Annotated in this window: 16 protein-coding genes; 8 read left to right on the forward strand and 8 right to left on the reverse strand. The window is 56.8% G+C overall.

Features of this window, described 5'->3' with window-relative positions; genetic code table 11:
- The first annotated feature begins 13 nt into the window (after window positions 1-13).
- Window positions 14-1,177, forward strand: a complete 1,164-nt coding sequence (locus AC2FI8_RS14780; protein WP_496779851.1) for a hypothetical protein — start codon at window positions 14-16, stop codon at window positions 1,175-1,177.
- Here AC2FI8_RS14780 and AC2FI8_RS14785 read toward each other — a convergent pair.
- Entirely contained in the window at window positions 1,174-4,800 is a 3,627-nt protein-coding gene (locus AC2FI8_RS14785; protein ID WP_496779853.1) for a flavoprotein, read from the reverse strand. The genes AC2FI8_RS14780 and AC2FI8_RS14785 overlap by 4 nt on opposite strands.
- 417 nt (window positions 4,801-5,217) lie before the next feature.
- Here AC2FI8_RS14785 and AC2FI8_RS14790 point away from each other — a divergent pair, with 417 nt between their 5' ends.
- Entirely contained in the window at window positions 5,218-6,324 is a 1,107-nt protein-coding gene (locus tag AC2FI8_RS14790; protein WP_496779855.1) for a saccharopine dehydrogenase family protein, read from the forward strand.
- A gap of 18 nt (window positions 6,325-6,342) precedes the next feature.
- Window positions 6,343-7,839: an L-piperidine-6-carboxylate dehydrogenase gene (gene amaB / locus AC2FI8_RS14795; protein ID WP_496779857.1), complete on the forward strand. Its 1,497-nt coding sequence runs from the start codon at window positions 6,343-6,345 to the stop codon at window positions 7,837-7,839.
- Between the two features lie 45 nt (window positions 7,840-7,884).
- Here the strand turns inward: amaB and AC2FI8_RS14800 are convergent, their stop codons facing one another.
- Window positions 7,885-9,462, reverse strand: a complete 1,578-nt coding sequence (locus AC2FI8_RS14800; RefSeq protein WP_496779859.1) for a DUF5928 domain-containing protein — start codon at window positions 9,460-9,462, stop codon at window positions 7,885-7,887.
- A 144-nt stretch (window positions 9,463-9,606) separates the two neighbouring features.
- Between AC2FI8_RS14800 and AC2FI8_RS14805 the strand changes: the two genes are divergently transcribed.
- Window positions 9,607-10,425 (forward strand): sulfotransferase family protein, encoded by an 819-nt coding sequence (locus AC2FI8_RS14805; RefSeq protein ID WP_109311313.1) that lies wholly within the window; start codon window positions 9,607-9,609, stop codon window positions 10,423-10,425.
- 9 nt (window positions 10,426-10,434) lie between these two features.
- Here the strand turns inward: AC2FI8_RS14805 and AC2FI8_RS14810 are convergent, their stop codons facing one another.
- Window positions 10,435-10,884 carry an NUDIX hydrolase gene (locus tag AC2FI8_RS14810; RefSeq protein WP_496779861.1) on the reverse strand — a complete coding sequence of 150 codons (450 nt, stop codon included), beginning with the start codon at window positions 10,882-10,884 and terminating at the stop codon, window positions 10,435-10,437.
- A gap of 115 nt (window positions 10,885-10,999) precedes the next feature.
- On the reverse strand, window positions 11,000-12,832 hold the full coding sequence (ilvD, locus tag AC2FI8_RS14815; RefSeq protein WP_496779863.1) for a dihydroxy-acid dehydratase: 1,833 nt from the start codon (window positions 12,830-12,832) through the stop codon (window positions 11,000-11,002).
- A 107-nt stretch (window positions 12,833-12,939) separates the two neighbouring features.
- Between ilvD and AC2FI8_RS14820 the strand changes: the two genes are divergently transcribed.
- On the forward strand, window positions 12,940-13,494 hold the full coding sequence (locus tag AC2FI8_RS14820; protein ID WP_496769559.1) for a helix-turn-helix domain-containing protein: 555 nt from the start codon (window positions 12,940-12,942) through the stop codon (window positions 13,492-13,494).
- A gap of 130 nt (window positions 13,495-13,624) precedes the next feature.
- On the opposite strand, the gene AC2FI8_RS14825 is transcribed toward AC2FI8_RS14820, so the two are convergent.
- Window positions 13,625-14,731, reverse strand: a complete 1,107-nt coding sequence (locus AC2FI8_RS14825; protein WP_496726735.1) for a peptidoglycan-binding protein LysM — start codon at window positions 14,729-14,731, stop codon at window positions 13,625-13,627.
- Between the two features lie 608 nt (window positions 14,732-15,339).
- Here AC2FI8_RS14825 and sseA point away from each other — a divergent pair.
- Together sseA and AC2FI8_RS14835 are read left to right on the forward strand one after the other, a co-directional pair.
- Window positions 15,340-16,194, forward strand: a complete 855-nt coding sequence (gene sseA, locus AC2FI8_RS14830; protein ID WP_496769561.1) for a 3-mercaptopyruvate sulfurtransferase — start codon at window positions 15,340-15,342, stop codon at window positions 16,192-16,194.
- Window positions 16,194-17,378, forward strand: coding sequence for an amino acid aminotransferase (locus tag AC2FI8_RS14835; RefSeq protein ID WP_496769563.1), 1,185 nt, complete (start codon window positions 16,194-16,196; stop codon window positions 17,376-17,378). Before sseA ends, AC2FI8_RS14835 begins: the two co-directional genes overlap by 1 nt.
- A 68-nt stretch (window positions 17,379-17,446) precedes the next feature.
- On the opposite strand, the gene AC2FI8_RS14840 is transcribed toward AC2FI8_RS14835, so the two are convergent.
- Together AC2FI8_RS14840 and AC2FI8_RS14845 are read right to left on the reverse strand one after the other, a co-directional pair.
- Window positions 17,447-18,757: an ammonium transporter gene (locus tag AC2FI8_RS14840; protein ID WP_496779864.1), complete on the reverse strand. Its 1,311-nt coding sequence runs from the start codon at window positions 18,755-18,757 to the stop codon at window positions 17,447-17,449.
- A 33-nt stretch (window positions 18,758-18,790) separates the two neighbouring features.
- Window positions 18,791-19,129 (reverse strand): P-II family nitrogen regulator, encoded by a 339-nt coding sequence (locus tag AC2FI8_RS14845; RefSeq protein ID WP_058273036.1) that lies wholly within the window; start codon window positions 19,127-19,129, stop codon window positions 18,791-18,793.
- A 259-nt stretch (window positions 19,130-19,388) separates the two neighbouring features.
- Between AC2FI8_RS14845 and AC2FI8_RS14850 the strand changes: the two genes are divergently transcribed.
- Entirely contained in the window at window positions 19,389-21,575 is a 2,187-nt protein-coding gene (locus AC2FI8_RS14850) for a transglycosylase domain-containing protein (protein ID WP_496779866.1), read from the forward strand.
- A 50-nt stretch (window positions 21,576-21,625) separates the two neighbouring features.
- On the opposite strand, the gene leuB is transcribed toward AC2FI8_RS14850, so the two are convergent.
- Window positions 21,626-22,729 carry a 3-isopropylmalate dehydrogenase gene (gene leuB, locus AC2FI8_RS14855; protein ID WP_496769567.1) on the reverse strand — a complete coding sequence of 368 codons (1,104 nt, stop codon included), beginning with the start codon at window positions 22,727-22,729 and terminating at the stop codon, window positions 21,626-21,628.
- Window positions 22,730-22,796: the final 67 nt, after the last annotated feature.

Below are 22,796 nucleotides of genomic sequence, written 5' to 3' on the forward strand. Positions count from 1 at the left end.
GGTGAGGGGCTGAATGAGCATAGAAAAGAAAGTCTGGCTGATCTCGGGTTTTGTTACGCTGGGTCTGGCCCTTGTTCTGTTCAAACTCTGGATTGAACTGAATTATTTTGACGAGGATCCGACGCAACTGCCAGATCAGGCGTCGGTCGACGCTTATCTGCAAGACCTTCCCAAATTGCCAGGCTATCAGGTCAAAACTGGCATATTCATCAAATCTTTCAGTTTTACCGGTGCCAGCGATGTGCATGTCAGCGGCTATATCTGGCAGCATTATGAGGATGGTGTGCATGACGCCATCAAACCAGCCGAAGGCGAAGTGGGGTTCATCCTGCCGGAAGCTGCCGAGGCAGCGAGTGGCCTGATTGAAGAAGCCTACAGGATAGATCAGGGCGGGTCCGAGTTGATCGGCTGGTACTTTGAGCAGACCTTGCGCCAGGCCTTTGACTATACCAGCTATCCTTTTGACCACAAAACCGTCTGGGTCCGTTTCTGGCCGGGTGAGTTTGACGTAAATGTGGCTCTAATCCCTGACTTTTCGGCCTATCCGGCCACGGGGCCGGACGATATCTTTGGCATCGACAACCGGATTGTCATGGGAACATGGGAGCGTGAAAACACATATTTCGACTATCGCCTGTCCGATCTGGATACGACCCTGGGCATCGGCAAGAACGAATATCAGACCAACCTGCCTGAGCTGCACTATAATTTCGTCATCAAACGGAACTTTGCGAATGCCTTTATCGTTCACATGATCCCCCTGATTGTTGTGACGATGCTGCTGTTCGGGGCCGTCATGACGGTCACGCGACGCCCCAATCTGGTGGAACGGCACGATTTCAGTACGTCCAGCGTTATCGGCACCTGTTCGGTCCTGTTTTTCGTGATCCTGCTGGCGCATGTACAACTGCGCGAAGGGTTCGCCGGATCGCCCGTGATCTACATGGAATCGTTCTTTTTCCTGATGTATTTCCTGCTGCTGGCAGTGTCGGTAAACACCTACTTCTTTGCGGCCGAGGCCGTGCCGTCCCTGTGGTTCATCCACTATAAAGACAACCTGATTCCCAAGGCCTGCTTCTGGCCCTTTGTCCTGTCGTGCATGGTGATCATCACGGCCTATAACCTCAGCCTCAAGGACATCCCTAAGGATGAGGCCGGGATTCAGGTTCAAAACTAGGCGGGCGGCTGCCAACCGGGCTTTTGTGTGCCTGTCGCCATGTCCAGCGTGTATTCCCCGACAACCCCGGCTGCGCCCTGATCCAACTGGTCCAGATACTTGGTGGGCTGCGCGATCACGTAGGCATAGGCGGGTTTTTTCACACCGTTGATCAGCACATTGATCCGCTTGCGGACATAGACATTCTCGGGTGATCCGGGTCCGTGGTAACCTTCGAGCTGGTCTAGCTGTTTCAGGCCCGATGAGGTCACCCGATACACTTCTCCGCATATTGGATGGCCGCGCCCTTTCTGGTCGACCAGCGTGGCCATCCTGTGCAGGAAGCCACAGTTCGGATTGTCGCAATGCGGCTCATGCGGCACGATCAGAGGCATTCGCTGTCGCGTCACGGCCTTGCCAACAAAATCATCCAGCACATCGGCGTGGGCTTCGTGGTTCGGGAAGCCTTTCTTCAACGAACCATAGGTAAAGTAGAGATAGGTGCGCTCACGGTCATCAACCACATCGTCTTCGCCCTCTTCCTCAATCTCGGTCAGCGTGTGGCTGTTGGCCCAGTCATCCAGCATGGCCAGCACGTCTTTTGATATTTTGGCGTCTTCGATGTCATGGGCGTTTTGCAGGAAATGGATGCAAGCGCTGGCATCAATGCCATCCGCTGCCAGCAGAGTTTTGACCATTTCGACCGAGTTGTTCATCACCGCCACGTGCAGGCTGGTAAATCCATGATCGTTGGTCGCATTCACGTTGATACCGCGCCGTATCAGCTCTTGCGCAGCCTCCAGATCAGGTTTGCCCAGGTTCTGTCCGTTTTCGTTCAGCTCGCCTTCGCCGCCTGCTGCGTAGTGCAACAGCGTGTCGCCATTGTGGTCATCCACGATGTCGATCCCGGCCATGCCATTATCGATCGCCTCGAACACACGATTCCATTGTTCGAACTCATCCGATGCGGCGGCTTCTTGCGCCCATTTGCAGATGTTGTGTTCCTGATCGGCCAGTTCTTCGAACGCTTCGTCCAGAACCTCCATGATCTGGTCCGGGGTCGCCATCATGCCGATCCCCATCATGCCATTTGACAGACGCCCTTTGCGGGGACCGACCAAATCAACACCCAGATCACGCAGCTTTTCGACATTCCTTTGGGTTGTGACGTTGTTCCACATGTTGGTGTTACACGCCGGGCAAAGGATCGCCGGTTTGTTCCGGTACTGCCAGGCAACAAAGACCGAGGTCAGAAGGTTGTCGGCAATCCCATTGGCGATCTTACCCATTGTATTGCAGGTCACGGGCGCCACGATCACGCAATCGGCCCAGTCACACAACGCAAGGTGCGAGGCGCGCAGGGGCATGCCGAACTTGGTGTATCGAAAGTTCCATTCGTCGTCGTCGCGGTAATAGTCGTTGTGCGAGATATAGTCCTCGACCTTTTCCGGCTCGTACCCCCGTTCAATCTCGACGCCCTTTTCGATCTCGATATCGCGAAAGAACTTCTCAGCGGAAACCGACGGGATCAGTTTCACGTTGTGGCCAGCGGCGGTAATTTTCTTTACCAGTTGCGGCACCTTGTCTGCGGCAGAAGACCCGCAGGCACACAGCAATACGTTGCGTTTTTCGCTGGGGGCATCGGTCAGCCCACCCTTGGGATAGCCAAAGATGTTCTTGTCCAGGCTGGGAGATTCATTGCGCAGCAGAACCGGCAATCCGGCCTTCTTGATGTCTTTTTGAAATTGACCATTAAGGATTCTGTCTACGATGTCCTTGCGCGTGCCCTGAAACACATTCTGGAAAAACAGATATGGAACCGTTTCCTTGCCGGTTCTAGCGATCAATTGCCTGCGCATTTTCATGACATTTGCCCCGTGCCCCTCGACATCAACCAGCTTGATGTCGGTGATGCCGATATTGGCCAGAATACTGCGCAGCATGTAGGACCAGGGGTCTTCATCCGCATAGAACAGAACAAGCGGGTTTTTTTCGGTGATATGGTCTACGTCGGACGGATCTTTTGGGGCTTCACGTTCTTCGATTACCAGCAACGCAGGTTTCGTAATGTCCCGAAGACCGCGGAACAAATGTCCGCGTGGCGCTTGCCAGACTTGTGAGGTCGCGGGGCTCATGTCCACAACCGTCACCATATCGGTGGCCTCTTTATATGCGATACACAGGCACCAGAACTCCTCCAACAGGGCCGTTTCGCGGAACGCATTCTTCGGGGGGCGAATGACCTCAGACCCCAGTACCTTGTTGAAATCGATATTGATCATCAGGTGACGACCTTTGTCATCGTTCAGGCTTAGCAATTGGTGGCGGAACCAGTCTTCGGGTGATTTGATGCTTTTGTCCGAACGATTGGCATAGCTGCGGAAAGTGCTGCCCAGATGCACGTCCGGTTCCTGGCTGAGGTACCGTTGCGCCATCGCGTGCATTTGCCGGGCTGTTGACACGCGGCTAAGCGCCTCGGCCAGATCGGTTTGCGTTGCCCTCAGCAGTTTATCCTCGTCAACCTGTTCATCCCCAAGGATGGCCAGACTTTCGGCAAGAACGCCCATCGAGTTCATGTTCGGGCTGGCCCGTCGGAACAGGTTACGCCGCTTTTTGGGGTCCTTGGCCAGGTATTGCGTACTGTCGACATAATTGCAGTCCTGCTTCAGGGTTTGCAGGTATGTTTTGACAGCGTCCCGTGCCGAAAACCGCAGCATCCCCCGTGATCGCATCGAGGTCCCATCGCGGTCCGTCATCCCGGCCCACAACCGATCGATGGTTGTCACCCATAGCTTGCCGTACTTTTCCGGGTGAACGTCCATCATATGCACAAGGCCGGTGCTGGGGTTGCACTTTGCGATAATGGCAAAATGGCCGCCCGGCATGTTTTCCTTGCCATGTGCGACACCGACTTGAAAGTTCGCCACAAGGATATCGTTCTTTCCACCCAGCCGATTGGATTCGTCTATTGCCTCAAGCAACAGATCCACGGATGTCGTGGCCTCATCCATGAAATAGGCCTGCACCTGAATGACATCGCGCAGGTCCTGGGTATGGATGAATGTGCAGGCGACATCGAATAGCTCGCCCAGCGATATTCCGTCGTTCACGACAAACGAGGTCGGCAAGCCGCATTCGCGAAAGATGTCATTGACTTCGTAGCTGAATCCAAGCGCCGACATGCTAAGGGCTGCGGCGGTCACGCTGCAGCAATTGATTGGCTGTTGATAGTTCTTCAGATGCACACTGACCAGATCGCCAAACAGCGTATCTTCACAGGCGTCTTTGATCTTTTTCGGGATTGCCTTCCATTGGTGTTTGGGCAGATAGCCCAATCGGGTGCCCGGGGTGGCCAGCGCCTGAAGACTGACGGGAATGTCCTCGATTTCGAGATGTTCTTCGTAAAAATAATCCCCGCTGTCTGCGGTCGCCAAAACCGCTTTGTCCTGCCTTAGCTGAACCATGCCGCCAAGGACCACAAACATACCCTCTGAGGGCAGGACTGTTTCTTCGGATACTTCGTAGAATTCTAATTTCGAATGAATGACTGATGGATCTTTGGATGGCAGGACCTCATCTATCAATTTCAGATCATCTTGGGATGGATTGAATGATTGAGAGCTTTCAATTGGATCTTTAGGCACGTCTGGTCCCCCCTGAACTTCGGCGTGAAAATTGTCAAAGACCCAACGCAGTAGCTTGTTTTTGGGTCAGGCACCCATCGGTCATACAGAATAGAAAACCGGCCTGACGTAATTTCCCGCGCTGGGCGGACCGATTGAACACATTGATATGCGCGAACAAAAGGGTCCAATTGAGCGCACTGTATAATATCTGAATATAAAAATCACTGACGTTGTTGATTGGACCAATTGCGTTGCTGCCATGGGGTGATCACGTCGTTCATCGTACCGCCGAGTGCGGAGGGTCGCACAGGTAACACGGCAAATTGACAAGATCTCCGTCAATATGACAGGTATGACCGCGATTTCGTCAAGATTGCCCCTGCGTTTCGGACAGAAGCGGCCTCATACTTTTAAAAATGAAAGAGGAGGCGCGTTTTGAGCTGGAACATTTGTGTCATCGGAGCAGGCAAGATCGGTCAGATGATTGCGACCTTGCTGAAGTCATCGGCCAACTACTCGGTCACGGTGGCGGATCGGGATTTGGCTGCGTTATCAGCATTGAACAAGCAGGGCATTTCGACCCGGCAAATCGATGTGAGCGACGAAGCGCAACTAACCGAAGGTCTGGGTGAGTTCGATGCCGTGATCTCGGCGGCCCCGTTCTTTCTGACGCCGAAGATTGCCAAGGCGGCCAAGACCGCTGGCGCGCATTACTTTGACCTGACCGAAGATGTCGCGGCCACCAATGCCGTGCGCGAACTGGCGCAGGACAGTGAAACTGCATTCATACCGCAATGTGGCCTGGCTCCGGGTTTTGTCGGTATCGCAGGGGCATCGCTGGCAGCAGAGTTCGATGAAATCGACAGCCTGCATATGCGGGTGGGGGCGCTGCCGCTCTATCCGACCAACGCATTGAAATACAATCTGACCTGGTCCACGGACGGGTTGATCAACGAATACTGCAACCCTTGCGATGCCATTGTGAATGGTGAACGAGTCAAAACCGCTCCGTTGGAGGATTATGAGCTGCTTGGCCATGACGGGGTGGAGTACGAATGTTTCAACACCTCAGGCGGTTTGGGCACTTTGCCCGAAACACTGGACGGCAAGGCGCGGGCGGTGTCCTACCGCTCAATCCGATATCCGGGCCATTGCGATATCCTGAAACTGCTTCTCAAGGACCTTGGCCTGGAACATCGCCGCGATCTGCTGAAGGATATTTTTGAGACCGCGCTGCCGCGCACCGATCAGGATGTGGTGCTGGTCTATTGCACCGCAAAAGGCATGATCGATGGCGCGCTGCGCGAGAAATCCCTGATCAACAAGAGCTTTGCCCGCACGATTAACGGACAGATCTGGAGCGCCATTCAGGTCACCACAGCCGCAGGCGTTCTGGGCGTGGTTGATCTGATGCGGACCGGCGCGCTGCCTTCGAAGGGCTTTGTCCGGCAGGAACAGGTGAATCTGTCCGATTTCCTGAACACCGAATTTGGCCGGCTCTATCGCGCCGGCGACGTAACCGAACAGAACAAGGCGGCCTGAGATATGAAAGACATCGTGATGACAGCCCAAACAACCCTCGCCAATCTGGATCTGACCGAGGCCGAACTGACCGGCGGCACGCTCAAAGTGACGTCTCCGATTGATGGCAGCGTATTGGCCGACGTGCATGAGACGCCCGTTGCCGACATGGAAGCCATCTTTGCCCGTTCTAAAACGGCGTTCAAAGAATGGCGGAAAGTACCGGCCCCGCGCCGGGGTGAGCTGATCCGCCTGTTGGGAGAGGAACTGCGCGCCGCCAAGGACGATCTGGGTGCTCTGGTCAGCTGGGAGGCTGGCAAGATCACCTCGGAAGGCTTGGGTGAAGTGCAAGAGATGATCGACATCTGCGACTTTGCCGTTGGTCTTTCGCGTCAATTGTACGGCCTGACCATTGCGTCCGAACGCCCGGGTCACCGGATGATGGAGACGTGGCATCCGGCAGGTCCGGTCGGCGTGATCTCGGCCTTCAACTTCCCGGTTGCAGTGTGGTCGTGGAATGCGGCATTGGCGCTGGTTTGTGGTGACCCGGTGATCTGGAAGCCGTCCGAGAAATCTCCGCTGACCGCGATGGCGTGCCAGAAAATCTTTGAACGCGCGTTGGCCCGGTTTGGCGATGCGCCGGACAATCTGCTGCAAACCCTGATCGGTGGCGCAGCGCTGGGCGAAGCCTTGGTCGCAAGCGAAGACGTTCCGGTTATCTCGGCCACAGGGTCCACCCGTATGGGTCGCGCCGTTGCGCCCATCGTGGCGCAACGCTTTGGCAAGTGCATTCTAGAGCTGGGTGGCAACAACGCGATGATCGTTGGCCCCTCGGCCGATCTGGAAATGGCTGTCCGTGCGGTTGTGTTCTCGGCCGTCGGTACGGCCGGTCAGCGCTGCACCACGCTGCGTCGCCTGATCGTACACAACTCGATCCGCGAAGAATTGGTCGGCCGTTTGAAAAAAGCCTATGCGGGATTGCCCATCGGCAACCCACTGGTCGAAGGCACGCTGATAGGCCCGTTGGTAGACGAAGCCTCGGGCACGGCCATGACCGCTGCGCTTGAGGCCGCAAAGACTGAAGGCGGCACCGTACACGGTGGACGTCGTGTAACCGAGGGTGTGCCTGCGGGCGTCTATATGGAACCGGCCATTGTCGAAATGCCAGGCCAGACGGCGGTGGTAAAAACTGAAACCTTTGCGCCCATCCTCTACGTCATGGGCTATGACGATTTTGATGATGCGATTGAGCTGCAGAATGACGTCCCGCAAGGCCTGTCTTCTTGCGTCTTTACCTTGAACATGCGCGAGGCCGAGCAGTTCCTGACCGCAGCCGGGTCGGATTGCGGCATCGCCAACGTCAATATCGGCCCGTCGGGTGCCGAGATCGGCGGAGCCTTCGGCGGTGAGAAGGAAACCGGTGGCGGGCGCGAAAGCGGCTCGGACGCGTGGAAAGCCTATATGCGTCGTCAGACGAACACTGTGAATTACTCGGCTGAGCTGCCCTTGGCGCAGGGCGTCAAGTTCGACATTTGAACCAATTATCCAGCGGCGCTTTAAAGCGCCGCTGGACGTTTCAGATTAATCGGCAAAAAGATAATCAAGGCTCATGATGGCTTGCGCCTTGTCCCGCGACACGCCCAGAAACTCGGCAATCGCGGTCTCATTCTCAATATTTGAGTTGGTCTCGCGGATACGCAGGTATCCGTCAAACTCTGCCTCGCGGATCAATTCGGATTCGTGCACTAGTGAACTGCGCAGCGCCGGGATCAGACGGGCCACGGTTTCCCGAGGACTGCTGTCCCCGGCCAACCCAACCCGGCGAGCGTGACCGATCAGATAGTCGTCGGAATACTCGCACTCGATTTCAAGAACATGGCTGCGGGCCTGAACCGAGCAGAAATCCTGAATGATATCCAGATCTGCGGGATCCACGCACAAGACCAGCTTGTTGGAATCAAAGCTTTCAAACAGCATGCGGGCCACCGCGCGCCGGTGCCGCGTGCGCTTGGCCAGAGACGATTCAATGCCGCCCAGATCAGGCAAAGAAGTGTCTTCTTCGTTGAACAGGTATTCGACGCATGGAATGTCGGTTTCCGAGACGATCTGATCCACCAGGCGCTTGGCAACATGCCACTTCTTGCTCACGATCAGAAACACTTCGCGCTCGGGGCCCAGTGAATTGCCCGCCTCCCAGAACCGCTGCGCATAACGCCGCCCCACCCGGCCGCGCCCGGTCAGAAAGCTGTAAAGATTGCGGCCTTCGTCCGAGATGTGAAACGTCATCCCTTCGGTTGCGTACATCTGACCCAACCTGTCCTTCAGTTCATGGGCTTCGGGGCTGATCTTGCGGGCGAACAAGTAATCTTGGGACAGCAGCAAGTCATAGTGATCGTTGTAGAACGTCACAGGCATGCCATAATCCGAGAACATCAGAAATGTGGGCGTGCGGTTGTCGATCTCAGTCTTGGGGATCAGATGGCGCACCAAAGTCTGAAAAAAGGTCTCGTCCGGAATCCAGGTGGTCGAGAAAAACCGTTTTACATCGGGGCGCTTTTGCAGAAAATCCAGAATCATTTCGATGGTCCTGCGGCGCAGGCACCACCATTGGCTGCCGATCATTATCTGAACGTCTGACGGAATCTCGCGCGTCAGACCAAACCGTTTTTGCAGATTGTAAGACCCGTAAAACAGCTTGGCCTGTGTCCGTTCGTTGAAATAGTGCCGATAGATAAGCCGGTCCTCAACCATGCCGGTCTTGATCCAGTTGCTTTCCAGGAAATCATGGCTTTCGACGAAATCAACGTCGTGCTGGTTCAGAAAGTCGTGGATGTACTCAGCCGATTTGATCGGCATGCAGTCACCCGACACCATGTAGAAATGAGTGGCGCGGGGAAACGCATCCACAGCGGCCTGCAGGGCATTCAGCGTGGCCTGAACCAGTGACCACGCGCCCCAGCCGCATTTGATTCGCTTGGCGGCAAAGGTGACATTTGGATTGTCTCTCAAAGCCTCGCGAATGCGTGCGTAAGCAGTCGCACTGGCCCGCGCGTCAAAGTGGATCGCCATGCAATCCCCGGCTGCGGTCAATTGCTCTGCCTGCGCGATGATCGCGTCAGGGTCTTTGTGACATAGCAAAATGTAGGCAATTCTTGCCATATTGGCCTATTGTTTTCCGTTTCTGCCCGTTTCCAACCGTGATACTGAGGATGAGCGATTGAATAAATAGAATATTTTTGGTTTTTTGGTTTCAAATGCTGGCGCGTCAATATTGAGACCAGATCAGCAAAGGAGGCACAGCAGATGGGTTTTCCCGGAACATGGATGACCGAAAGCGAGAGCATGGTTTACCGTGTGGTGCCGAAATGCGCCTGTTCGACCATTGGTCAGATCATGTTTTATTCGGATCACGGGCAGTTTTTTGACGGTGATATCCATGACGCGAAGGACGGGATGCACAAATGGGCCTTCGGCCCAAGTCAGGATCAGATCTCGGGCAATGTGCGGGACCACAAATCCCTGGCCTTTACGTGCGTGCGCAACCCCTACACCCGAATTCTAAGCTCATTCTTTGACAAGATCTGCGGCATTCAGCGCAATGGCAAGCGGTATCGGGGCAATCTGGTGCCGACCTTGATCTACAACTACGGGATCGAGGTTGGCGGTGATGACGGTAAGGGTGAGTTTGATCAGATCGCCAGTTTCCGCCGGTTTTTGCTGTTTGCTCGTGATACGATCCGCTGGCGGCGTCCGATGGATCCTGACATTCACTGGTCGGCCATGTCCGGCCATGTTTCGACCTTCATCGTGAATGGTGGGCAATACGATCAGATTTTCTGGACTGAACAGTTCAATGAAGGAATGCAAAGTGTCCTTGATCGGTTAGAGACACCGCACGCTGTGAATTTGTCCGAAATCCCGCGTTTCAATGAATCCGAAGGCCACGGGCCCAAACGTGCGCATCCGGTCGAGGACTACTTTGACGATCTTTCGATGCACCTGGTCTACGAGATCTACAAACACGATTTCGAGCTGTTCAAATACGATTTTGAAAACCCGGGCAACAAGATGCCAATCGGTGAGATTGATCTGGACGAAGTTCACGCCAAGCTGGGCGATTAGACGAACGGATCAGCGATCGATCAGGCGCTCTTTCAGGCCGGTCGGGTATAGCTCTGGACCGCCGATATCCAGAGCATCCAGACTGAACCATCTTGCCGTCCAATTCAGACCATTGTCTTCGGTGAATGAAATCGGCGCGTCGGGCCAATTCAAAAGCTCGGGGCACTGAATCTCGGCCACAAAGATGATCTCATGCCCCTGATGCCCTTCATGCTGGTACAGGTTCTCGATCACCAGCGGTTGCCCACTGACTTCAACTGTCACATCGAGCTCTTCCCGGAACTCACGTTTCAGCGCGTCACGCCATGTTTCGCCGAATTCGACCGATCCGCCCAAAGGACGAACACCCTTGATGCGACCGTCGTCTTTTGGGACTTCGGCAGCAAGAAGGCGGTCCCCCCGCCAATGCAAGCCGATGGCTTTGACACGGATACCGTTATGCGGGCGCCAGAATGTCATGCTTCTCACCGATTGTGCTATGGATGTCGTTGAATACAAAAGAAAAAGGTCTCGCCATACGAGCTGGCGAGACCTTTGAAGTTATTGCAGTTTGGGTGGTTTGGAAACCGCTTCTTCAGACTTGGCGCACGGCACCTTTCGCGGCACTTGTCGCCAGCTTGGCATAGGCTTTAAGCGCGGTTGACACCTTGCGCTTGCGCGGTGCGGCAGGCACCCATCCCTTTTCGTCCTGCTCTTCGCGGCGGGCGGCCAGTTCTTCATCAGACACGGCCAGATGAATTGTCCGGTTGGGGATGTCGATCTCGATCTTGTCGCCTTGCTTGACCAGCCCGATTTCGCCACCCTCGGCGGCCTCAGGTGAAACGTGGCCAATCGACAGGCCCGAGGTGCCACCCGAGAAACGCCCATCGGTCAGCAGGGCGCAGGCTTTGCCCAGACCTTTGGATTTCAAGTAAGACGTCGGATACAGCATTTCCTGCATCCCCGGACCGCCGCGCGGGCCTTCATAGCGGATCACCACCACGTCGCCTTCTTTGACCTTGCCGGTCAGGATGTCGTTGACCGCCTGATCCTGGCTTTCGCAAACATAGGCCGAGCCGGTGAAGGTCAGGCTGTTGGGATCAACGCCTGCCGTTTTTACGATACAGCCATCGCGCGCGATGTTACCGAACAGAACCGCCAGACCGCCATCCTGACTAAAAGCATGTTTCTTGGACCGGATCACGCCACCTTCGCGGTCGGTGTCCAGTTCCTTGTATCGGTTCGACTGGCTGAAGGCCTGCGTGGTGCGCACGCCGCCGGGCGCGGCCTTGAACAGGTCCTGTGCCTTGGGGTTGTTGGCTACCTTGATGTCCCAATTGGCAATCGCCTCACCCATCGTGCCTGAATGCACGGTGCTGCAGTGTTCGTGCAGCAGCCCGGCACGGCTAAGCTCGCCAAGGATCGAGAAGATGCCACCGGCGCGGTGCACATCCTCCATATGGACGTTTTCGGTGTTGGGCGCGACTTTACAGAGGCACGGCACCTGACGGCTCAGGCGATCCATGTCGGTCATGGTGAAATGCACCTCACCCTCATGCGCGATAGCTAGCAGGTGCAAAACCGTGTTGGTCGAACCGCCCATGGCAATATCCAGCGACATCGCGTTCTCGAACGCGTCGAACGTTGCGATTTCGCGTGGCAGGAAGCCTTTTTCATCCAGATCATAGTGACGCTTGGTGATCTCAACGATCCGACGACCGGCCTCAAGGAACAGCTCTTTACGGTCGGCATGCGTTGCGAGCGTGGAACCGTTGCCCGGCAGCGCCAGTCCCAGAGCTTCGGCCAGACAGTTCATCGAGTTTGCGGTGAACATACCGGAACATGAGCCACAGGTTGGGCAGGCGTTTTCTTCGATATGCTGGACCTGTTCGTCGGTGAATCTGTCGTCGGCGGCGGCGACCATCGCATCCACAAGGTCGATCTTCTTGGCGTCCAGATCGGCGATGTCGATCTTGCCGGCCTCCATCGGCCCACCCGAGACAAAGATCGCCGGGATGTTCAGGCGCATCGCAGCCATCAGCATGCCGGGAGTGATCTTGTCGCAGTTCGAGATACAGACCATCGCATCAGCGCAGTGAGCGTTGACCATATATTCGACCGAATCCGCGATCACTTCGCGCGAGGGCAGGGAATACAGCATCCCGTCATGGCCCATGGCGATACCGTCATCCACCGCGATTGTGTTGAACTCTTTCGCAACACCGCCAGCGGCCTCAACCTCGCGCGCGACCATCTGGCCCAGATCCTTCAGGTGCACGTGGCCGGGTACGAACTGGGTGAACGAGTTGACGATGGCGATGATCGGTTTGCCGAAATCGTCGTCACCCATGCCGGTGGCGCGCCACAGGCCGCGAGCACCGGCCATGTTGCGGCCGTGGGTTGAGGTTCTGGATCGGTACATTGGCATGATGCTGTTTCCCTTTTGCCCCGGTTGCGATATTCGGGTTGCGTACGTTATAGCGCACGTACCACATGTGCGCTATAACGCACAAGAGGATTCGAGAGACGATCAAGATGGCACCGGACGAAATTACGTTAAAACTACGCGATGTGCGGGCGGCCTCGGGGTTGAGCCTGTCCAAAGTGGCCGAGATGACGGGTGTCAGCAAAGCCATGCTGGGTCAGATCGAACGAGGCGAATCCAGCCCGACCATCGCAACGCTGTGGAAAATCGCCAAAGGGTTTCAACTGCCGCTGAGTGCGTTGATCGGAACGGCGGCCCTGCGGGATACCGCCATGACCGACGTGTTTCACACGGTGACCTTTCCCGGCAGCATTGAGGTCAAGATCGTCTTTCCCTTCGATCCGGCGCTGGGCGCCGAAACGTTTCACGTCGACCTTGCCCCAAACCAAAGCCACGAATCCGCAGCCCATGCCGCAGGGGTGACCGAAGAAGTTTTTGTGCTGAACGGATCGCTTGAGATTCTGCGTGATGGTGACTGGGTACCGCTACAGGCCGGGCAGGGCCTGCGCTTTGCAGCCGATCTGCCGCATGGTTACAGGGCGGGGACGAATGGCGCTGCGTTTTTGAACATGCATCATTATGCACAACCAGCCGAAGTCACCTGAGGCAACGCGCTCGCTGGAAAGGGTGGGCGACATGAAACAATTATGTAACCCAAGTACAAAGCTATGACTTTATGTCGAGGTGGTACACAGCGCGGGTCGCGCTGTGTACGGGTTCTTTTGCACGAACCGATCAGTTCGACGCAGATTGCAGCTTAGAGCTGTACTCGGACAGCGAGCTGGAAACGATATCGTACCACTCGCCCGACTGCCGCATTTCGTTCAGGCCATTGTTCAGCATCGAGATATACTGCAGCCCGTATGGGTTGGATTTATGGGCCAGCAGGCGAATGGTGGACAGATGGGTGAAGTTCTCATTCTGAACCACCTCGTTTTCCATACCCAAAGCCGCAATTGCCCCATTGGCTTGCTGAATAGCCATCCCGGTGGCGTCCGCGGTTCCGTTCATGACCGCCTCGATGCACTCTTCCGGGGTGCGGGGGCGAACAAGCGTGATTTTGGGTTCGACCAGGCCGGCCTCTTCCAAGTCATTGGTAAAGAACCCGTCCATACGACAAAATACGGCCCCTTCCAGCTCTTCGATGGAGGCTGCGCCAGCATATTTGCTGTCGGGCAGTGTGAAATACCCAACGACCGATTCATACAATGGCTGTGATGCGTAGAACCCGTTACAGCGATAAAGGCTGTCTTCACCCATGGCATCGGGGTTTTTTGCGCAATCTGGCACAACCCAGGCAACGGCGATGTCATACGCTCCGGCGGGCAGAAGTGTGTAAAGATGCGAGTTGAAATCGTTCACCCAACCCTGGTTGTATTCGCGCTTGTTGCCCGCACGATGCAGGGCCGTTGTCGACAACCGCATCAAAAAGCCGCCACCCGAAAGACCTTCGTCCGTATAGGGTGCCCAATCGTTACCGGCCAAAAGACGAATCGGCGGCTCGTAAACGTTTCTGGGTTTAATTTTTGCGGCTTTTTCTTCCTCTCGCTCAACAACTTCGTTGAACTGCGATGTGGCGGTCAGTCGGCCGTCAGCGCATGGCAAGTTCAGGATTGTACCAGGGGTCAGATTGTTCGGATTTCCGGCAATGACGTTTCTGTTTGCGTTGAAGATGATCTGGTAATCCCGAGAGCCATATGCCGTTTCGGAAATAGTCGCCAGCGTTTCGCCTGCTTCTACTGTGTACGATTCGCACGCGACCTGCGCCGCAGCACTTATCGGTGAGATCAAGGCAGCCAGACCCAGGGTCATGAGGCCAAACTTAATTCCAGGGGTGTTCATTTCGTTCTCCTGTAGAGTGAGTTTTTTCAACGTGCACCAGGGTCCCGGTTTTTTGTTCTATCACCCTAGTGACGTTGTGTTTTTTCTTTCGCTTACAAAATGGTAGGAAAGATGTGCCGCGCCGATTAAAATTTTACAGACTGCGGGGGAAAGCGTTTGTTCTTTTCCTGATTGCCCGTTTCCTTTGCTTCAGCGCCGATTTGTATTGGCTGTTTCCACGGCCTGAGTTCGGGCGCTTTCACAGATACTCCGGGGTACATTGACGTGGGGAAAACCGACCTTTTTGGGGCGGAAAGTGCGTTTTTTTGGGTTCAACCCTTGGTGGAGTGATAAATTACACACGGACATAAGCCCGATAAGCGGGGCTTTAGTCTTACACGCATCACTATTTGGGGTGTTTGCAACCCAGAGTATGCATGTGGTCAAACGGGTGCGCGCGCAGGTCTGGTTCCTGAGAGCGCTCGCGTCAGTTGGTTTTGCCCAACATAGTCCCAATCATTCGCACATGCAGGTTCAGAGGCGTCCGTTAGCGTCATCATCCCATCCAGCCTTGAACCCGCATGCGCGCGCGTATAGGGAAAAACCAAACGCGTTTAGGGGAGGCTTTTATGCAGGACGATCCGAAAACCCTCGTTTCTACCGAATGGCTTGCTGCCCATCTCAAGGACCCGGATCTGCGGGTACTGGACGGGTCATGGTATCTGCCACAGCAAGGGCGCGACGCAAAGGCCGAATACGCCGCCGCTCATATCCCCGGCGCACGGTTCTTTGATATCGATGACATTTCGGACCACCGCTCGGACTTGCCGCATATGGCGCCCCCGGTCGAAAAGTTCATGTCCCGCCTGCGGGCGATGGGCGTGGGCGACGGCCATCAGGTTGTCGTCTATGATGGGGCCGGTTTGATGTCTGCCGCCCGCGTCTGGTGGTTGTTCCGGTTGATGGGGCAGGAAAACATCGCCGTTCTGGATGGTGGTCTGCCGAAATGGCAGGCCGAGGGGCATGAGATCGAAGATCTGCCGCCGGTGATCCGCGACCGCCACATGACCGTCCGGGTCCAGAACCATCTGGTCCGTGACGTCACGCAGGTATCTGCCGCCGCCAAGCTGGGAGATCATGAGATCATCGACGCACGCTCTGCCGACCGTTTTGCCGGAACCGGAACAGAACCGCGTGAAGGTCTGCGAACGGGCCGCATTCCCGGATCGCGCAACGTGCCCTTTGGCACTTTGCTGAACAAGAATGGCACGATGAAATCCCCCGAGGAATGCCGCGCCATCTTCGAGTCCGCAGGTGTGGACCTGTCGAAACCGGCTATCACATCCTGCGGGTCGGGTGTGACCGCCGCAATCCTCAGCCTTGCGCTTGAGCGCATGGGCAAGAAAGACCACTCGCTTTATGACGGCTCCTGGGCCGAATGGGGTGCCTTCCCGACCCTGCCCGTCGCAACCGGAGAGAACTGATGTTCGAAAACCTCAAACCGCAGCCTGCCGACAAGATTCTGGCGCTGATGCAGGCGTATCGCGAAGACCCGCGCGATCAAAAGATCGACCTGGGAGTTGGTGTTTACAAAAATGCCGAGGGCGTGACCCCGGTGATGCGTGCGGTGAAAGCGGCCGAAAAGCGCATCCTGGAAGAGCAAGAGAGCAAGGCCTACACCGGATTGGCGGGCGACCCGGCTTATGCCGATGCGATGATTGGCCTGATCCTAGGCACCTCGGTTCCACGCGGCAACATCGCTGCCGTGGCGACGCCCGGCGGAACCGGTGCCTGCCGTCAGGCATTCGAGATGATCCGCATGGCCAACCCCTCGGCCCGCGTGTTCGTGTCGAACCCGACATGGCCCAATCATCTGTCGATCCTGAACTATCTGGGGATGGAGACGGTCCAATACCGGTATTTCGACGGCGAAACCCGTGGCGTTGATTTCGACGGAATGATCGAGGACCTGAAAACCGCGAATGCGGGCGACGTAGTCCTGCTGCACGGCTGCTGTCACAACCCGACAGGCGCCAACCTGAACATGGTGCAGTGGCAGGAGGTCGTGAACCTGATCAACGAGCGCGGCCTCGTGGCAATGATCGATATCGCCTATCAGGGCTTTGGCGACGGACTGGAAGAGGATGCGCAGGCAACCCGACTGGTGGCCTCGTCGGTCAAGCGCTGCCTGATTGCAGCGTCCTGCTCGAAGAATTTCGGTGTCTACCGCGAGCGGACCGGCCTGTTGATGGCCATCAGTGATGACCCGGCGCAGACAGCTCTGAACCAGTCCACGCTGGCATTCCTCAACCGTCAGAACTACTCGTTCCCGCCGGATCACGGCGCACGGGTGGTGACGACGATCCTGAATGATGAAGCCCTGCGCGCTGACTGGGCGGCTGAGCTGGAAGAGGTGCGCCTGTCCATGCTGGGCTTGCGCCAACAACTGGCAGACGAGCTGCAGGCCCAAAGTGGGTCCGATCGCTTTGGGTTTGTCGCCCAGCACCGCGGCATGTTCTCGCGTCTGGGGGCGGCACCGGAACTGGTCGAAAAGCTGCGCGCGGACCACGGCATCTACATGGTCGGTGACAGCCGGTTGAACATTGCCGGCTTGAACGCGACGACAGTTCCGATTCTGGCCAAGGCGATCATTGACGTCGGTGTCTGATTCAAGCCAATAAATCAGAAAACCCGGGCGCGAACGCCCGGGTTTTTTTGTTTTCGAGTGGCAGGCTCTTAGCCTTTCGAAAACTCTGGATAAGCTTCCATACCCAGTTCTGCCATGTCGAGGCCGTTGATCTCGTCTTCTTCGCTGACGCGGATGCCGACCGTCGCCTTCAGAATTGTCCACAGGATCAACGCGCCAACAAATGTGAACACACCATAAGCTAAGATACCGGTCAGCTGTGTGATCAGGTTTGCTTCGCCGTAGAAGATCACGGCGATGGTGCCCCAGATGCCTGCGAACAGGTGAACCGGGATGGCACCGACGACGTCGTCGATCTTGAACTTGTCCAGCATCGGAACCGCGAAGACCACGATGATGCCGCCAACTGCGCCGATCCACAGCGCTCCGAACAGGGTCGGGGCAAGCGGTTCTGCAGTGATCGAGACCAGACCGGCCAGCGCGCCGTTCAGCACCATGGTCAGGTCAGGTTTCTTGTACAGCACCTGCGTCATGATCAGGGCTGCGATAGCACCAGATGCGGCGGCCATGTTGGTGTTGGCGAAGATGCGCGACACGTCGGATACGTCACCTACGGTGCCCATCGCCAGTTGCGATCCGCCGTTGAAACCGAACCAGCCCAGCCACAGGATGAACGTTCCCAGAGTTGCCAGCGCAAGATTGGAACCGGGCATAGGGTGGACTTTGCCGTCCTTATACTTGCCAACACGCGGGCCAAGGATCAGGCAGCCCGCCAGAGCGGCCCAGCCGCCGACCGAATGCACAACTGTCGAACCGGCGAAGTCGGAAAAGCCCATGGCATCCAGCCAGCCGCCGCCCCATTTCCACGACCCCGAGATCGGGTAGAGGATACCAGTCAGCACGATGACGAAGACCAGGAAGGGCCACAGCTTTATGCGCTCGGCCACGGCACCGGACACGATGGACGCGGTTGCCGCCACAAAGACCAGCTGGAAGAAGAAGTCCGAACCGATAGACGCGTAGTCTAACGCCGCGTCTGCGGGCGCAACACCCACGGCATCAAGTACGGTCGGACCGCCAAGGGCAAAGAAACCATTAAAGTCGCCCGGATACATCGTGTTGAAGCCGACCAGCCAGTACATGATCGCGGCAATCGAAAACAGCGCGATGTTCTTGATCATCTGCATGGCGACGTTCTTGGAACGCACCAGACCGCCCTCGAGCATGGCAAATCCTGCAGCCATGAAGAAGACAAGGAAGCCTGCCATAAGAAACAGCAGGGTCGTAAAAATATACTGGGTGTGCAGCGCAGCTTCGCCCTCGGCGGCCTCTTGCGCCAGACCCATCTGCGGCAGCACGACAAGCGCGGCGGCTGGGATGAGAGATTTCATCAGGTTCATGTGACTTCCTCGAATGTATGTGAGTGGCGGCGCTTACAGCGCCTCTTCGTTCGTTTCCCCGGTCCGCACGCGCAGCGCCTGCTCGACATCAAGGACGAAAATCTTGCCGTCACCGATCTTGCCGGTCTTGGCGGTTTTGGTGATGGTCTCGACGATTTGGTCGGCCATCGTCGCGGGCACCACGATTTCAAGCTTGATCTTGGGCACGAAATTCACCGCGTATTCGGCCCCACGATAGATTTCGGTGTGGCCCGATTGCGAGCCGAAGCCCTTGATCTCGGTCACCATCATGCCGCGCACGCCGGCTTCGGTCAGTGCCTCGCGCACCTCCTCCAGCTTGAACGGCTTGATTGTCGCAATGATCAGTTTCACGTCTGTCCCCTCTTCCTTTCCGGCGGAACCGGTTTGTTTGCACCTGCAGAAAGAGAGCGTGACTGACCGCAGTAAGAAACGGTCAGGGTGGGAGAACGCAGGGGAAAAGGGGGGTTAGGTGCACAATTTTTGCACAAAAAAATGTTGATGCCCAAAAATCAGGCGAACTATTGAGGCCGGTTAGCGGAATTTCATACCTCTACTTCGCGCCGGTGGCAGGGTATGGTGCCTCAAAATGATAACCGGGCAGAGTTTGAGCATGACTGAGTCCAGGCGCCGCAAGACATCGCTTGTTGCAGACAAAAGATACCCTTCAAAGGGGCGTAAACCCGCTGCAACAAAGCGGACGACAAAGCCCGCCGGCAAAAAGGCGACGGCGCGCAAGACGTCGACTCGCAAAACCGCCCGAAAGAAGACCCGCAAGACGTCCGGTGGTGGCGGCGGCTTCTTTCGACGCATGTTCCGTTGGATCTGGCGGTTGATTTGGGGTGTGACCTGGCGTGTGGGCGCCGTGGCCGCGATGCTGTTGGCTTTGGCGGTCGGCGTTGTCTACTCCTCTTTGCCAGATGTCGATGCCTTGTTGGATGGTCGCGCACGCGGGTCGGTGACCCTGCTGGATCGTGATGGCAAGGTCTTCGCCTGGCGCGGTGATCAGTTCGGTGGTGTCATCACGGCCGATACCGTATCGCCCCATCTGAAAAACGCGGTCGTCGCGACCGAGGACAAGCGGTTCTATCGCCATTTCGGCGTCAGCCCGCGCGGTGTCGCAAGCGCTGTGCGCATCAACCTGAGCGAAGGGCGCGGACCACTGTCGGGGCATGGTGGGTCGACCATCACGCAGCAGACGGCCAAGCTGTTGTGTCTGGGTGTGCCTTATGAGCCCAGTGAATGGGAATCCGAAGCTGCCTACGAGTCCGATTGCCGTCAAGGCTCGCTTTGGCGCAAGGCCAAAGAGGCGGTCTATGCGATGGCGATGGAGGTCAAGTATTCCAAGGACGAGATCCTGACCATCTATCTGAACCGGGCCTTCCTGGGCGCGGGTGCGCGCGGGTTCGAGGCCGCAAGCCAACGCTATTTCGGGATTTCGGCGGCTGAGGTCAGCCCGTCGCAGGCTGCTATGCTGGCTGGTCTGCTGGTGGCACCGACGCGCTATGCACCGACGAATAACCTTCAACGTTCGCAGGATCGAGCGCGGCTGGTGGTTGGCCTGATGGAGGCACAGGGGTATCTGACCTCGGCACAAGCAAGCAGTGCGCGCAGCAATCCCGCGCAACTGTCCGAAGCCGCTGCTGCGCGGGCGGGGGGCTATTTCGCCGATTGGGTGATGGCCAGCGGACCCGAGTTCTTTACACGCAACACGACCGAAGATGTGGTGATCCGCACCACACTGGATCAACGTATCCAAAAATCGGCCGAAGAGGCGCTGAAGTTCATCTTTCAGGAGAAGGTCCGCGAAGGATCAAAGGCGCAAGCCGCGATCGTGGTGATGTCGGCGGACGGGGCTGTGCGCGGCATGGTTGGCGGGCGCAAGACCCGCGTGTCCGGCGCATTCAACCGAGCCACGCAGGCGCTGCGGCAAACGGGGTCTTCCTTCAAACCTTTCGTTTATGCCACCGCGCTTGAGCTTGGCTATTCGCCATTGGATACGGTGGTGGATGAGCCCTACTGCGTGAACATTCCAGGCTCTGGCCAATGGTGTCCCAAGAACTACACCAACAAGTTTTACGGGCGCGTCACACTGGCAGATGCATTGAAAAACTCGCTAAACATCCCGGCGGTGAAAGTGGCTGAGATCGCAGGACTGGACAATGTCCGCACGGTGGCCAGCGAATTCGGCATCGATAGTGATCTGGCGCAAGGCCCCGCTCTGGCGCTGGGCGCGTCGGAAAGCACGCTGATCGAGATGACGGGGGCTTACGCCGGCATCCTGAACGGTGGCTCGGCGGTGGAACCTTATGGGCTGACCGAATTGAAGCTGTTGGGCGATCAAACCCCGGTCATGGTGACGACAACCGGCATTGGTGAGCGGGTCATCAACGACAAAGCCGCCAAACAACTGACCTGGATGATGGAGCGTGTTGTGTCCGAGGGAACCGGTGCGCGTGCACAATTGCCTGGTTGGCAGGTGGCGGGTAAAACCGGCACGACGCAGGCTGCGCGGGACGCGTGGTTCATCGGGTTCACGGCCGATTACGTAACGGGCATCTGGATGGGCTATGACGACAACACCCCATTATCCGGTGTGACCGGAGGCGGGTTGCCGGCTGAAATCTGGAAAGAAACCATGCTGCGCGTGACCGAAGGCATGACACCGACGCCGTTGCCGATGTTGGCGCCGGACCCACCGGTCAGAACAGCGCAACCGCAGCAGCAGCGCCGAAAGACCCAAACCGGGTTGGATCGGGCCATCAACAATCTGCTGAACAACATATTCGGTGGAAATTAAAAAAAAGGCGGTGCGCTGGGCACCGCCTTTTGAATTGAATGAGCGCCTGATCAGAGGCTGTCGTCAAGGGCGGCCAAAATCGCATCACCCATTTCCGTGGTCGAAACCGGCGTGACGCCTTCATCTGCCAGCAGGTCGCCCGTGCGAACACCGTCGGCCAGCACTTTCTCGATCGCTGTTTCAAGACGATCTGCTTCCTCAAGCTGATCAAAGCTGTAGCGCAGCGCCATGGCAAAGCTGAGGATACAGGCGATTGGGTTAGCTTTTCCCTGACCGGTGATATCCGGGGCCGAACCGTGGACCGGTTCGTACATCGCTTTGGGGCGACCATTCGCCATCGGGGCACCCAGGCTTGCCGACGGCAGCATACCCAGCGAGCCGGTTAGCATCGCCGCGCAATCCGACAGGATGTCGCCAAACAGGTTGTCTGTCAGGATGACGTCGAACTGCTTGGGCGCACGCACCAACTGCATCGCGCCATTGTCGGCATACATATGGCTCAGCTCGACCTCGGGGTAATCCTTGGCCACACGGTTCACAACTTCGCGCCACAGGATGCCCGATTCCATGACGTTGGCCTTCTCCATCGAGCAGACCTTTTTGTTCCGGCGCATTGCCAGCTCAAATGCCGAGCGCGCGGCGCGCTCGATCTCAGATTCGGTATAGCGCTGGGTGTTGATGCCAACACGCTCATTGCCTTCCTCGAAGATGCCCCGCGGCTCACCGAAATAGACGCCCGAGGTCAACTCGCGCACGATCATGATATCGAGACCGGCAACGATGTCTTTCTTCAGCGACGAGAAATCGGCCAACGCGTCAAAGCACTGTGCCGGGCGCAGGTTGGAATACAGGTCCATCTCTTTGCGCAGGCGCAGCAAGCCGCGCTCGGGCTTCAGTGAAAAGTCTAGATCGTCATATTTCGGGCCGCCAACGGCACCCAGAAGAACCGCGTCGACCTCTTGCGCTTTGGCCATGGTCTCGTCCGACAGGGGCTTGCCATGCGCGTCGTAGGCTGCACCGCCGACCAGATCCTCGCTCACGTCGAATTCCAGGCCGCGTTTCGCACCAAACCAGTCGATGACTCTGCGCACTTCGGCCATGACTTCGGGGCCAATTCCGTCTCCGGGCAGGATGAGGAGCGAGGGGTTGGACATGAAGGATCTCCTTGCGTTTTACAGCACAGGCCCTAGCGCCTGTTCGGCATCGGGTCAATGAGACGAT

The organism is Ruegeria sp. CDSB029 (genome assembly GCF_059611125.1).